This window comes from Massilia sp. Root418, from assembly GCF_001425265.1.
In the GTDB taxonomy this organism is placed as follows: domain Bacteria; phylum Pseudomonadota; class Gammaproteobacteria; order Burkholderiales; family Burkholderiaceae_D; genus Rugamonas.
On record NZ_LMEC01000001.1, the window covers coordinates 421,401 to 433,709 of the forward strand.

13 protein-coding genes are annotated in these 12,309 nt (G+C 65.3%); 2 read left to right on the forward strand and 11 right to left on the reverse strand.

Going from position 1 to position 12,309, the window contains the following annotated elements; all coding sequences use genetic code 11:
* Positions 1-23: 23 nt before the first annotated feature.
* The 4 genes from ASC94_RS01675 to ASC94_RS01690 all read right to left on the reverse strand — a co-directional run bounded on the left by ASC94_RS01675 (position 24) and on the right by ASC94_RS01690 (position 4,410).
* Positions 24-1,433 (reverse strand): heavy metal sensor histidine kinase, encoded by a 1,410-nt coding sequence (locus ASC94_RS01675; protein ID WP_056389808.1) that lies wholly within the window; start codon positions 1,431-1,433, stop codon positions 24-26.
* A complete protein-coding gene (locus ASC94_RS01680) occupies positions 1,430-2,101 on the reverse strand; it encodes a heavy metal response regulator transcription factor (protein WP_056389812.1) in 672 nt (223 codons plus the stop codon). Before ASC94_RS01680 ends, ASC94_RS01675 begins: the two co-directional genes overlap by 4 nt.
* Before the next feature lie 147 nt (positions 2,102-2,248).
* Positions 2,249-2,539, reverse strand: coding sequence for a hypothetical protein (locus ASC94_RS01685; RefSeq protein WP_157201239.1), 291 nt, complete (start codon positions 2,537-2,539; stop codon positions 2,249-2,251).
* 233 nt (positions 2,540-2,772) lie between these two features.
* Positions 2,773-4,410, reverse strand: a complete 1,638-nt coding sequence (locus ASC94_RS01690; protein ID WP_200955524.1) for a pectate lyase — start codon at positions 4,408-4,410, stop codon at positions 2,773-2,775.
* Positions 4,411-4,593: 183 nt separating this feature from the next.
* Between ASC94_RS01690 and ASC94_RS01695 the strand changes: the two genes are divergently transcribed.
* Positions 4,594-5,337: an ABC transporter substrate-binding protein gene (locus ASC94_RS01695; protein WP_056389820.1), complete on the forward strand. Its 744-nt coding sequence runs from the start codon at positions 4,594-4,596 to the stop codon at positions 5,335-5,337.
* Between the two features lie 7 nt (positions 5,338-5,344).
* Here ASC94_RS01695 and ASC94_RS01700 read toward each other — a convergent pair whose 3' ends face one another.
* A complete protein-coding gene (locus ASC94_RS01700; RefSeq protein WP_056389824.1) occupies positions 5,345-5,674 on the reverse strand; it encodes an L-rhamnose mutarotase in 330 nt (109 codons plus the stop codon).
* Between the two features lie 121 nt (positions 5,675-5,795).
* Here ASC94_RS01700 and ASC94_RS01705 point away from each other — a divergent pair, with 121 nt between their 5' ends.
* The gene (locus ASC94_RS01705) at positions 5,796-6,731 is read left to right on the forward strand and encodes a GntR family transcriptional regulator (protein WP_056389827.1); all 936 of its coding nucleotides are present in this window, start codon (positions 5,796-5,798) and stop codon (positions 6,729-6,731) included.
* On the opposite strand, the gene ASC94_RS01710 is transcribed toward ASC94_RS01705, so the two are convergent.
* From ASC94_RS01710 to ASC94_RS01735, 6 genes are read right to left on the reverse strand one after another with little or no spacing between them, the layout of a single operon-like run.
* Positions 6,692-7,456 carry an SDR family NAD(P)-dependent oxidoreductase gene (locus ASC94_RS01710; protein WP_056389834.1) on the reverse strand — a complete coding sequence of 255 codons (765 nt, stop codon included), beginning with the start codon at positions 7,454-7,456 and terminating at the stop codon, positions 6,692-6,694. The two genes, ASC94_RS01705 and ASC94_RS01710, sit on opposite strands and share 40 nt — an antisense overlap.
* A complete protein-coding gene (gene fucP, locus ASC94_RS01715; protein WP_082616019.1) occupies positions 7,449-8,756 on the reverse strand; it encodes an L-fucose:H+ symporter permease in 1,308 nt (435 codons plus the stop codon). The genes ASC94_RS01710 and fucP overlap by 8 nt, the downstream gene beginning before the upstream one ends.
* 52 nt (positions 8,757-8,808) lie before the next feature.
* Positions 8,809-9,675: a fumarylacetoacetate hydrolase family protein gene (locus ASC94_RS01720; RefSeq protein ID WP_056389837.1), complete on the reverse strand. Its 867-nt coding sequence runs from the start codon at positions 9,673-9,675 to the stop codon at positions 8,809-8,811.
* A gap of 30 nt (positions 9,676-9,705) precedes the next feature.
* Positions 9,706-10,722: an aldo/keto reductase gene (locus ASC94_RS01725; RefSeq protein WP_056389840.1), complete on the reverse strand. Its 1,017-nt coding sequence runs from the start codon at positions 10,720-10,722 to the stop codon at positions 9,706-9,708.
* A gap of 1 nt (position 10,723) precedes the next feature.
* On the reverse strand, positions 10,724-11,944 hold the full coding sequence (locus tag ASC94_RS01730) for a UxaA family hydrolase (RefSeq protein WP_056389843.1): 1,221 nt from the start codon (positions 11,942-11,944) through the stop codon (positions 10,724-10,726).
* Positions 11,944-12,279 (reverse strand): UxaA family hydrolase, encoded by a 336-nt coding sequence (locus tag ASC94_RS01735; protein ID WP_056389847.1) that lies wholly within the window; start codon positions 12,277-12,279, stop codon positions 11,944-11,946. The genes ASC94_RS01730 and ASC94_RS01735 overlap by 1 nt, the downstream gene beginning before the upstream one ends.
* Positions 12,280-12,309 lie beyond the last annotated feature (30 nt).

Consider the following 12,309-nt stretch of genomic DNA (forward strand, 5'->3'; position numbering starts at 1 on the left):
ACATTACAAGCCTTCAGCCTGAACTAAGCCCGCCTGGCGGGGAAAAACAGCGCAAAGCGGGTTAGTCCCGGCCGTTCGCTGGCCACGCTCGCGTGGCCGCCGTGCAGCGCCATGATGGACTTGACGATGGCCAGTCCCAGGCCGGCCGAGCTCGACGTCGACGAACGTGCCGTGTCCGAGCGGTAGAAGCGGTCAAACAGGCGTGGCAGATGTGCCGGTTCGATCCCGGGCCCCGGATTGGTCACCGATATCGTCATGCCGCCGTCTCCCGGCGTGGCGGCCAGCAAGATCACGCCGCCGGCGGCCGTGTAGCGCACCGCGTTGGCGACCAGGTTGCTGACGGCGCGGCGCAGCAGGTGGGCATCCGCCCATACCTCGCCTGATGCGTCGATCTCCAGCGCGATCTGCGCGTCAGACGCCAAACCCTCAAAATACTCCGAGACCATCTCCAGCGCCCTTTGGGCATCAAGCCGCTCCGCGCTCAGGGCGATCTGGTCATGCTCGGCCCGTGCGAGGAACAACATGCTCTCGACCATCCTGGCCAGGCGACCGAACTCCTCATAATTGGAGGCCAACAAGCTCTGGTACTCCTCACTTTCGCGCGGTTGGGAAAGCGCCACCTCGGTTTGCACCATTAAATTGTTCAGCGGCGTGCGCAAGTCGTGCGCAAGGTCATCTGCGAACTGCGACAGATTGTTGAAGCTGCTTTGCAAACGGTCCAGCACGGCATTGAAGGAGTCGGCCAACAGCCGCAGCTCGGCCGGCGCGGCCTCGGCGCCCAGGCGCAGTTCCAGGTTGTGCGCGCTCACCTGCTGGGCTTGCCCGGCAAGCGCCCTCACGCGGGACAGGCCTTGGCGCGCGAGCAGGTAGCCCAGCGCGGCAGTCAGCATGGCGCCGGCAAGCACCGCCGCCCAGACCTTGATCCCGTAGGCTTGCAGTACCTGGAACCGCTCGTGCGCGGTGCTTGCCAGGGAAATGTGCACTGTCTCTTTGCCGGTGCCGATCCGCCCCCAGGCGCTTAGCTCACGTAGCCTGGCGCCATCTGCCAGAGTGGCGGGGACTGTGTCTGCGATCCTGGGGGCGGCGTCGGCGTGGATAGCGCCGCCGGCGGGGCGGACGAACGTGCGCTGGGCGGTATTCTGGACCAGCACAGTACCATCCCTGCCCTGTATCACCAGCAGCAGTCCACGGCTGATGTCGACGGCGTCGAGAAAACGGTGCGGATCGCGGCGAACCGATTCCGCGTCTGGCGTTTCGGCCAGCAGATGCCTGATCTGCATCAGCCGGTCGACCAGGTCTGCGTCGTCCCGGTCCTGCAGCTGGGAAGCCAGCGCCTGGTAGAGATAGAGGCCGACCGCAGAGAACACAATCACGGCCACTGCGGCGAACAAGGCACCCAGTTGCGCGGTCAGAGAGTGGCTGCGCCGGGTCATCCCCGGTCTTCCAGCACGTAGCCCATGCTGCGGATGGTGTGGATCAGCTTGGCGGTATAGGGATCGTCGATTTTTGCGCGCAGCCGGCGCACCGCCACGTCGACCACATTGGTATCGCTGTCGAAATTCATGTCCCAGACCTGGGATGCGATCAGCTGCCGGGACAGCACTTGCCCAACACGCCTGGACAGCAAATGTAGCAGCGCGAATTCTTTGGCCGTCAGGTCGATGCGCTGGCCGGCGCGGGTCACGCGGCGCTTGGGCACGTCGATCTCCAGGTCGGCGATCTGCAGCATTTCCGGCTCCTTGATGGGGCCACGGCGCAGCAAGGTTCGAATCCGGATGAGCAGCTCTGCGAATGCGAAGGGCTTGACCAGATAGTCGTCGGCGCCCAGTTCCAGTCCCTTGATGCGGTCGTTCAGTGCGTCGCGTGCGGTCAGGAATAGCACGGGCACGCCGACCGTCTTGCGAAGTTCGGTCACCAGCTGCCAGCCATCCATGCCGGGCAACATCACGTCGAGAACGATAAGATCGTACTGGTTGCTGGTAGCAGCGTGCAGCCCCTCCACGCCGGTCGTGGTCCAATCGACAACAAAACCTGACTCCGTCAAGCCTTTCCGGATGTACTCCCCGGCCTTCAATTCATCCTCTACCACCAGCAAACGCATACCATTCCTTTGCAATCACCCATCCGGGCGGCTCACCGCCGTCGCGGTGGTCAGTGTACCGCAGCAAAGTGACGCGAGAATGGCGCAAAGATTACAGCTTTGTCAGAAATCTGCTGCCGGCCCGTCAGATGCGGCTGCTTGCATCCCCTATTTTGCAAACTTCTCGTCGAACGCCCGAGCGCGTTCGGCGGACGCATTCTTGTCGTGGCGATCAAGCGCCAGGTAGCCTACGACGGCAGCCAGCAAAATGGCGATGACCGCAACCAGGATTTTTCGCATTACAAACCTCACAGGAATATTGGAGTCGGGATCCGCATGCAGCTTGGTAGTGTGGCATGCAAAACACGTATCGATCATCCGCCCCTTCAGGCCAAGCGGTTTGATGGCACACAAGCTTGACCCCCCTTTTTTGTTTGCGATCCTCGACGTAGCAATCATCGATAGTTCCCAGGTTTTTGCGCTAAGCGGAACTAAACGTTGCTGAACGCCGCAAGCGAACAAAGGCGGCAAAGTTCTGGGAACGCCCAGTGTGCGGTATCACAATTTTAGTAAGTACTAGCGCGCTCTAGCAGGTTTTAGCAGGAAGTAGCAGAGCTTAGTAACCCCGCTATTTTTGAATGCCCCCAAGCCTAAGGCATACACAGCACGCGACTGCCTGCCACGTGGCGCCGTCAAGGGACCGGGTTCCACCCTGCTCCGTTGTTCCAGGCTTGGAACACCTCGGCGCGGGTGTCCAAGCCCGAGAGGCTGATCCCGGTCGAGGAGACGGTGGTGTCGCGCCCGCCCAGGTTCAGCGCGGCCCCACTGATATCCATGCTGCCGCGCTCGCGCCAGCCCGAAATAGCCGAGGGAGTGGATGGCGTGGGCGCTGGCGTGGCCTGCCAGCCGGCGGCGCGGATGTGCGTGCCCATCTTCGTATTGATGTAGGCGATATTGTCGCAGCCGACATTGGCGTTGCCCAGGCTGCCCGTGGTGGTTTTCGTGGTGCAGTAGGTGGGCGGCGCCAGGCCGCCGAAACGGGCCAGCCATGTGCTGCCCGCCGGCACGGCGGCGTCGGCCGTCAGCTTACTGTTCAAGATCACGAAGCCCGGGTAGCCGTAGGCCGCGCGCGACTGGAAGATGTAGCCGCCCGAGCTGGCGTTGGTGGCGTCCGCGATGGTGCGCAGCTCGCTTTGCTCGAACAGGGCGGCGTACGGCGAACCCCAGATGAAGTCCACGTCGCCGGCGATGTAGGAATTGTAGAACCACGACCAGCCCTTGAGCAGCAGGGTGTCCTGCGCGCTCGTGAAGTTCATCGCGGTGGCGCTCAGGCGGCTGCCGTTCAGCGAGGCGCTGTTGAAGTACATGGCTTCCGCCTGGTTGTTCCAGCCGCTCTTCTTTGGATGGGCATTGGACAAGGTGAAGTTGCTCAGCTTGAGCTGGTCGGTGCTCTCCGCCAGGAACACGTTGCGGCCGCCGCCCAGATAGCGGCGGGTGCCCGCGTTCGGGCCTGCGCCCAGCAAGCTGGTGCCGGCCGACGCGGTGGCGCCGCCGGTGCCGGGGTTGAAGGAGTCCGAATTGTCGTAGGAGACGATGACGCCGCTGCGGCTCTCGCCCGTGATGGTGAGGTTGTTTACGTTGCGCAGGAATAGCAGCTCCCGGTAGTTGCCGTTCTTGATCGTGATCGACTTGGCCGCGCCGGCGCTGGCGCAGGCGGTGCAGCCGTTGCGCATGATCCAGTTCAGCGCACCCTGGACGGAGCGGAAGTCGGCCGGCCCGTCGTCGTCCACGGTTACCGAGGTGGCCGAGGCAGGCGCCGCCTTGGTCCTGAAGGTCCACGCATTGGTGCCGGTCACGCCCGCAAAGGCACTGCCGCCCACGCTGCCGTTCAAGACCCCGTTGTCGATGTTCACTGCGTAGTCGGTATTCGGCTGCAGCACGCCATCGTGCAGCTTGATGCTGGCGGTGTTGCCGCTGATGACCACCGGCCGGTAGTACACGAAGCGCCACAGGTTGAGCGAGGGTACGCCAGCGCCTAGCTTGTCGATCTCGGTGTTCCTGGCCTGGTACAGGGTCTGGGTCTCGCCGCCCGCCTTGGAGACGGCGTCGCTGACGTCTACCGTGTCGACCAGGGTGCCGTCCGTCTTGTACACCCTGATCCTGCCCGCAGTGCCGAGGGATGGCGCGCCGTCGAACGTGATCTGCAGGCGCGTGTCGCTGTAGGCGGCGGTTTCCCCATTATCGGGCAGGAAGGGGCCGGCGCAGGCGCCGGGAGAAACCATCGCGGCCAGCGCCGCGCCTGTGATCAGACTCGCCAATTTCGGGTGCATGAACGTCTCCTGTTTTCAGTGTTGGTGGCCTCGATGTGCCGGCACGATACTAGCACGCTGGTCCGGCCAAAACTATAATTGGTCAAGCCAAACGGAAGTGCCCGGCCGCCGGCATTGCATCGGTACGCTTGTGCTCGTACACTGGGATGTATAGGGCAATACAGCCCGGTTTGGGGAGTGAACATGCTTCGCCTGCTGTTGGGCGTTGTGCTGGCGTGCCTGGCTGCCACCACAAGCGCCGCCACCACGGTCACCTGCGTCACGGAGGAAAACCGGCCGGTCAATTTTTGGGACAACGGCAAGGTCACCGGCTTCAGTACCGAAGTCGTGGAAGCCGTCCTCAAGGAAATCGACGTGCAGGCCACCTTCCAGATCATGCCTTGGGCGCGCGCCTACGCGACCACCCTGCATACGGAAAACGTGCTGATCTTTTCCATCATGCGCACGGCCGAGCGCGAACACCTGTTCAAATGGGTGGGCGTGGTCTCGCCGCCGGACAGCTCCTATCTGTTCGCCCTGCGCCACCGCAAGTTGAAACTGGGCGACCTGGACGACGCGCGCCATTACAAGATCGGCACCATCAATGGCGACGCGCGCGAGCAGTACCTCGAGTCGAAAGGCTTCGTGAAGGGGCTTCAGCTGCACGGCAACGCGGTGCCGAAAACCACTTATGAGAAGCTGAAGCTGGGCCGCATCGACCTGTGGGCCATGAGCGAGATGGTGGCGCTGGACATCGTGCGGCGCGAGGGAGCCGATCCGGCCCAGGTGCTGGTGCGCGCGCTCCAGCTTACCGAATTGGGCAGCGGCGGCAGCTATATGGCGTTCGGCCCGAAAACCGACGACCACCTGGTCGAGCGCTTCCGCAAGGGGCTGGAGGCGGTCAAGGCCAACGGAACCTTTGCTGCCTTGCAGAAGAAGTGGTTCTAGAAGAGCTTCAGTCCATATGGAACACCGGCTGCATCATGGCCCAGTGTTCGCCGTCGGCCCGGCTGGTGAGCGGGACCTGGCAAGGCGCGCAGAAGGTCCACCAGCGCCGGGTTTCCGGGTCGGCCGCCACCTTGCGCATGTCCGCGTCGAAGTCGCTGCCGTGGTATTCCCAATATCCGAACAGCAGGTTCTCCGGCTCGCGCAGGAAGATGGTGTAGTTGCGCACCTTGGCCGCGGCCAGCGTGGCCAGCACCTGCGGCCATACCGCGGCGTGCAAGGCCTTGTATTCTTCGATCCTGGCGGGTTCGATGCCGATTACCATGCCCATGCGTTCCATATTCCGTCCTTCTCCTGTCTATAAAAAATGCGCTGCGGCCCAGTGCGGGCGGCCGCCGAAATGTATGTGATATATTGTAGCCATTCCGCAACTTGCCGCCACGGCGGCCCGCTACCAACACATGGCCAAACTCCCCATCACGACACGGCGCAGCATCAACCTGCTGCTGGATCACGCCGCCAGGAACATGCAAGTTGGCGACGCCCTGCCCACCGAAATGCGGATGGCCGAGATCGTGGAGAGCAGCCGCACCGCCGTGCGCAGCGCCCTCGCCTACCTGGCAGAGCACGGACTGATCGCGGGCATGAAGGAGCGCCATCTGCTGCGCAAGCCCAGGCCGGACGACTACTTCGACGTGTCCGAACTGCACAGCGCCACGGAAAAGCTGCAACAGGTGCTGATGGAGCGCATCTACGAGCGCGACCTGCCGCCGGGCGCGGAATTCACCGAAGTGGAACTGTCGCGCGCGGCCGGGGTGAGCACCATTGCCGTGCGCGAATTCCTGATCGGCTTTTCGCGCAACGGCCTGATCGAAAAAAATCCGCGCGGCGGCTGGCGCCTGTGCGCCTTCGACACCAAATATGCCGAGGAGCTGGGCGAGGTGCGCGAAATGTTCGAGCTGAAAGCCATTGAACGCATCGCCACGCTGGCGCCGGACGACCCGGTGTTCAGCCGCCTGCGCGACCTGCTGGCGCGCCATGAGGCGCTGGGCAGGGAGCCGGCCGAGAGCCACGCTGAATTTCCGGCCCTGGACCGCGAGTTCCACACTTTCCTGATCGGGCTGCTGGACAACCGCTTCGCGGAAGGCCTGAACGACGTGGTCTCCATGGTCTACCACTACCACTACCAGTGGGACAAGCGCGACGAAATTCCGCGCAACCAGTACGCGGTGCAGGAGCACCTGGCCATCCTGCGGCCGCTGGCCAAGGGCGATATTGCGGCCGCGCTGGCAGCCATGCGCACTCATTTGCGTTCCTCCCGTTCCACCATGCTCAGCGCGCTGCGGCTGCGGGAAAATCAGGCGTTCAACGTGATGAAGCCGCCGTCAATCGGATAGTCGCTACCCGTGATGAAGGACGCTTCGTCGCTGCACAGGTACAAGGCAAGCGCGGCCACCTCCTCGGGCCGCGCCATGCGGCCTATCGGCTGCGTCTTCGACAGGCGCTCGAACATCTCCGCTTCCCGGCCCGGATAGTTCCGGGCCAGGAAGCCGTCCACGAACGGCGTGTGCACGCGGCCGGGCGAGATGGAGTTGCAGCGTATCCGGTCCTCCAGATAGTCCTTCGCCACCGACAGGGTCATGGCCATGATGGCGCCTTTTGCGGCGGAATAGGCAAAGCGCTCGGGCACCGCCACCCACGCCGCCACCGAGGCCATGTTCAGGATCACGCCGCCGCCGTTGTGCCGCAAACGCGGAATGGCCGCGTGCAGGCAGTTGTAGGCCCCCTTCACGTTCACGGCCATCACCCGGTCGAAGTCCTCTTCGGCCGTGTTGTCCGCCTTGCCGACATGCGCCACGCCGGCATTGTTGATCAAGATGTCGATGGGGCCGATGGCAGCGAAGCTGGCATGCACCAGCTCCTGGCGGGTCACGTCGCAGGGATGGGCGGCGGCCTGGCCGCCCTGCTCCCGGATTTCGGCGGCCACTGCCGCGCACGCGGCCTCGCCGATGTCCAGGATGTGCACGGCCGCGCCGCAGCGCGCAAACAGCAAGGCCGTGGCCCTGCCGATCCCGCTGCCGCCGCCGGTGATGACGGCCTTTTTGCCCTTCAGTTCAAACATGGTTCAGTGCTCCCTGTGGATGCGGCGCCGCTGCCGGCAGCGCTTCCTTCAGCGTGGCCCGGGCAAACCAGGCGATCACGAGGAAGCACAGCAGCGGCGCGGCGTAGCCGTACTGCAGATTGTGGGTGGCGTCGCTGATGGCCCCGAACAGCAGCGGCAGCACCGCGCCGCCGACGATGGACATGATGATCAAGCTGCTGCCCATTTCGGTATCGCCGCCCGCCCCGCTGATCCCGAGCGAGAATATGGTGGGGAACATGATGGACATGAAGAAGGCAATGCCGATCACTGCCGCCAGGCTGGCGAACCCGCTGGCGAACATCGCCACCGCGCACAGCGCCACGCTGCCCAGCGCATAGGCCAGCAGCAGGCGCGCAGGCACAATGTATTTCATCAGCCAGGTGCCGGCGAAGCGGCCGGTCACGAACGCGCTGCCGCAGCCCCAGCCAAGGTAGTCCGCCGCCGCGATCTGCGATACGCCGGCCGCCCTGGACGCGTACAGGATGAAGAAGCTGAACACGCACACTTGCGCGCCCACATAGAAGAACTGCGCGACTACGGCGCGCCGGATCGGCGCCCGTTGCAACGCCCGCTGGATCGCCCCGGCCGCCGCGGCGGCATGGGCGGCGCGGGAGGGCGACTCCGAAACCGCCGGCAGCTTGAGGAAGTAAAACACCAGCGCAATGGCCATGATTACCAGCGCAATGGCCAGGTATGGCCCCTTGACGCTGGCCGCTTCCGCCGCCAGCACGGCCTGGCGCGCGTTCTCGGACATGGACTGCAGCTGCGCCTCGGTGGTGCCGTCAACCAGGATCAGGCGGGCCCCGGCGATAGGCGCCAGCGTGGCAGCCAGGCCGTTGAAGGACTGCGCCAGGTTCAGGCGCCGGGTGGCGTGCTCGGGCCTGCCCAGCAGCGTGATATAGGGATTGGCCGCCGTCTCCAGCACGGTCAGCCCGCAGGCGATGATGAACAGCGCACCCAGGAAGTACACGTAGCGCTGGGTGTCGGCGGCCGGTATGAACAGCAGTGCGCCGACGGCAAACAGCGCCAGGCCGCACAGCATGGCGTTCTTGTAGCCTGCCTTGCGGATCAGCAGTCCGGCCGGCAGCGCCATCACGAAGTAGGCGATGAAGACGGCCGAATCCACCAGCGCCGCCTGCAGCACGGTCAGGCTGAACGATTTGCGCAGGTGCGGTATCAGTATCGGGTCCAGGTTATGGACGAAGCCCCACATGAAAAACAGGGAGGTGATCATCACAAAGGCGAACTTGTAGGTTTGCCGGGTGGTCTGCTCGGTCATTGCTTGGTGTCTCCATGTACGGCGCTTATTTATATTTTTTGCGCCTTCGTCGTCAGCCGTCGATCAGCTCCGGATTCCACGCGTGGACGGTCTGGTTCTGCTGGCCCAGGCCGTCGATGCCCAGCGCCATCCGGTCGCCCGGGCGCAGGTACACGGGTTCCGGCTTCTGTCCCAGGCCCACGCCGGGCGGAGTGCCGGTGCTGATCACGTCGCCCGGGTTGAGCGTCATGAAGCGGCTGATGTAGCTGACCAGGTGCGCCACGGTAAACACCATGGTGCGCGTGTTGCCGGTCTGGTAGCGCTTGCCGTTCACGTCCAGCCACATGCCCAGGTTCTGCGGGTCCGGCACTTCGTCCGCCGTCACCAGCCAGGGGCCGACCGGGCCGAAGGTATCGCAGCCCTTGCCCTTGTCCCACTGGCCGCCGCGTTCCAGCTGGTATTCGCGCTCGGACAAGTCGTTGACCACGCAATAGCCGGCCACGTGGTCCAGCGCGTCCTCGATCTCCACGTAGCGTGCGCGGGTGCCGATCACCACGCCCAGTTCCACTTCCCAGTCGCTTTTCACGGAACCGCGCGGCAGCACCACCGGGTCGTTGCAGCCAATGATGGCGCTGGTGGCCTTGGTGAACAGCACCGGCTCGGACGGCACGTCCATGCCGGATTCGGCAGCGTGGTCGGAATAGTTCAAGCCCACGCAAATCAGCTTGCCGATATCGGCCACGATGGGTGCGAAGCGCACCGGTTCGGCCACCAGCGGCAGCTGTGCGGGATCGATCGAGGCCAGGCGGTCCAGGCTGGCCCGGCCCAGGTGGGCCGAGGTCAGGTCCGGCAGCACGCCGGACAGATCGCGCACCATGCCGTTGGCGTCGCACATGCCGGGTTTTTCGTTGCCCTTAGGGCCAAAGCGTAACAATTTCATCTGCTTCCCTTCAATAAGATGCTGAGTCAGTTAAACATATTCATGCGGCAGCGGCGCGCGCGCATCCACCAGGCCGCGCTGCGCCAGCGCCTGCCACAGCGCCGCCGGGAGCGGCCGCGCAAACCAGGCGGCGTTCTGGCGCAGCTGCGCCGGGCTTTGGGCGCCCGGAATGCAGGACACCACCGCCGGGTGGGCCATGGGGAATTGCAAGGCGGCCGCCTGCAGCGGCGCATCGTGCTGCCGGCACACCGCTTCGATGGCCTCGACGCGGGCGACGATGTCCGCCGGCGCGTCTTCATAGTTGAATTTCCTGGTGCCGGCCAGGATGCCGGAATTGAACGGCCCGCCGATCACGATGCCGACGCCGCGCTGCGCGCAGCGGTCCAGCAGCGGCGCCAGCGCGGCCTGCTCCAGCAGCGTGTAGCGGCCGGCCAGCAGCGTGCAATCGAGGTCGCAGGCTTCCAGCGCGTCGGCCGCCACCTCCCATTCGTTCACGCCCAGCCCGATGGCGCCCACGCTGCCCTCCCCGCGCAGCCGTTCCAGCGCGCGGAAGCCGCCGCCGCGCGTCAGCTGTTCCCAGTAGTGCGGGTGCAGCGCCCCATGGGTGACGCGGCCGATGTCGTGCACGTACAGGATGTCCACGCGGTCCATGCCGAGGCGCCGCAGGCTGTCCTCGTGCGAGCGCAGCACGCCGTCATGGCTGTAGTCGAAGTGCGGCCGGAACGGCAGCGGCTCGGCCCAGCCGGATTCGCCGGGCTGCACGCCGGCATCCGCCCGCATCACGCGGCCCACCTTGGTGCTGACCGCGTAGCTGCCGCGCGGCCGGCCGCGCAGGGCCTCGCCCAGGCGGCGCTCCGACAGCGTGTAGCCGTAGTACGGCGCCGTGTCGAAATAGCGGATGCCAAGGTCCCATGCTGCATCGACGATGGCGCGCGCGTCGGCTTCGCTCACCGCCTGGTATAAGCCGCCCAGCTGGGCGCAGCCCAAGCCCAGGCAGCTCAGGGAGATCCCGCTGCGAGGCAGTGGGCGCAGGTCGCTCGCCTGCATCTCACGCCGCCTTCAGGGGGTAGCATCCGGGCCCGGACGGTTCGAACTGCTTGTAGGTCAGGATGAATTCCTGGTGCCCCAGCGCCTCCGAGCAGCTTTGCTCGCCGTTGGCAACGCGCGCCACCAGTTCGACGATCTCGGCGCCCACCTGCTCCAATGTCGCTTCGCCGGCCAGGATGCGGCCCGCGTTCACGTCCATGTCTTCGGACAGGCGCTGGTAGGTTGCCGGGTTGGCGCACACCTTGATCACCGGTGCGATCGCAGAACCCACCACCGAGCCGCGCCCGGTGGTAAACAGCGTGACGTGGGCGCCGCAGGCGATCAGTTCCACGATCTCGGCGTTGTCCGAAATGTTCGGGAAGCCGAAGCGCACTTCGCCGTCCGGCACCACGTCGAGCAGATACAGGCCGCCGCCCGGCGGCTGGTCGCCCGGCTTCAGGATGCCGCTGATCGGCGAGGCGCCGCTCTTGGCGTAAGCGCCCAGCGACTTTTCCTCCTGGGTCGTGAGGCCGCCATCCGCGTTGCCGGGGGCGAAGCTGCCGTGGCCGAGCACCGTGTAATAGCGCGCCGCCTTGTTCACGCACTCGACGATGGCTTCGCCCAGTTCCGGCGTGGCGGCGCGCCGCTTCATGTGGAACTCGCATCCCACCAGCTCTCCGGTTTCCTCGAAAATGCACGCCGCGCCCGCCGCCACCAGCTGGTCGAACGCAACGCCGACGGCAGGATTGGCGGTGATGCCGCTGGTGCTGTCCGACCCCCCGCAAATGGTAGCCACCACCAGTTCGTCCAGTCGCATGGGCACGCGCTGCTGCTCGTCCAGCGATTCGCGCGCCCAGCGCACCCATTCAATGCCGTCCGCCACGCTGGTGCGGGTGCCGCTGTTCTGCTGGATGGTGATGGTGTGCACCGGACGGCCGCTGGCGGCGGCCTCCTCCTCCAGGCCGCGCCGGTTGAAGCTCTCGCAGCCCAGCGAAACGATCAGTGCCGCTCCCACGTTGGGGTGCGTGACCAGGCGCTTCATCATCTTGTCGGCATAGTCGTTCGGGTAGCAGCCCGGGAAGCCGATCAGGTGCACTTCCTGGCCGGGGAAGGCGTTCACGATCAGGCGCGCCACATGGTGCGCGCACTCGACCGTGTAGGCCACGGCGACGACGTTGCGGATGCCCTTGCGGCCGTCGGCGCGCAGGTATCCCGCCAGGGCGGGCAAGGAGGCGGTGTGCATCAATGGGTGCTCCCGATAAAGGAATCGGCGTCCGACGCCAGGGTGTAGGTGGGAATGTAGTCGCTGACCAGGTTATGCGTGTGCAGCATGGCGCCGGGCGCCACGTCGGCCGTGGCGGTGCCGATGATGGCGCCGTAGCGCAGCACCTTTTCGCCGGCCGTGAGCGCACGGCGCGCAACCTTGTAACCGAGCGGCACGTTCTCGGGCAGCGCGACGGACACGCCATCGATCGCCAGCACCTCCCCCGCCTCCAGCGGCGTGCGGGCGATCAGGCAGTTGTCTTCGGGCGACATCAATAGCAGGCGGTCCGCTGCGGGCGCCGGGGCATCGGGCATGTTGCATCCTTTCAGTCTGCTGCATTTGCT

What these genes read in the sequence shown, in the direction of transcription:
- ASC94_RS01675 (WP_056389808.1), bottom strand. Translation starts at nt 1,433, where the DNA reads ATGACCCGGCGCAGCCACTCTCTGACCGCGCAACTGGGTGCCTTGTTC.
- ASC94_RS01680 (WP_056389812.1), bottom strand. Translation starts at nt 2,101, where the DNA reads ATGCGTTTGCTGGTGGTAGAGGATGAATTGAAGGCCGGGGAGTACATC.
- ASC94_RS01685 (WP_157201239.1), bottom strand. Translation starts at nt 2,539, where the DNA reads ATGATTGCTACGTCGAGGATCGCAAACAAAAAAGGGGGGTCAAGCTTG.
- ASC94_RS01690 (WP_200955524.1), bottom strand. Translation starts at nt 4,410, where the DNA reads ATGCACCCGAAATTGGCGAGTCTGATCACAGGCGCGGCGCTGGCCGCG.
- ASC94_RS01695 (WP_056389820.1), top strand. Translation starts at nt 4,594, where the DNA reads ATGCTTCGCCTGCTGTTGGGCGTTGTGCTGGCGTGCCTGGCTGCCACC.
- ASC94_RS01700 (WP_056389824.1), bottom strand. Translation starts at nt 5,674, where the DNA reads ATGGAACGCATGGGCATGGTAATCGGCATCGAACCCGCCAGGATCGAA.
- ASC94_RS01705 (WP_056389827.1), top strand. Translation starts at nt 5,796, where the DNA reads ATGGCCAAACTCCCCATCACGACACGGCGCAGCATCAACCTGCTGCTG.
- ASC94_RS01710 (WP_056389834.1), bottom strand. Translation starts at nt 7,456, where the DNA reads ATGTTTGAACTGAAGGGCAAAAAGGCCGTCATCACCGGCGGCGGCAGC.
- fucP (WP_082616019.1), bottom strand. Translation starts at nt 8,756, where the DNA reads ATGACCGAGCAGACCACCCGGCAAACCTACAAGTTCGCCTTTGTGATG.
- ASC94_RS01720 (WP_056389837.1), bottom strand. Translation starts at nt 9,675, where the DNA reads ATGAAATTGTTACGCTTTGGCCCTAAGGGCAACGAAAAACCCGGCATG.
- ASC94_RS01725 (WP_056389840.1), bottom strand. Translation starts at nt 10,722, where the DNA reads ATGCAGGCGAGCGACCTGCGCCCACTGCCTCGCAGCGGGATCTCCCTG.
- ASC94_RS01730 (WP_056389843.1), bottom strand. Translation starts at nt 11,944, where the DNA reads ATGCACACCGCCTCCTTGCCCGCCCTGGCGGGATACCTGCGCGCCGAC.
- ASC94_RS01735 (WP_056389847.1), bottom strand. Translation starts at nt 12,279, where the DNA reads ATGCCCGATGCCCCGGCGCCCGCAGCGGACCGCCTGCTATTGATGTCG.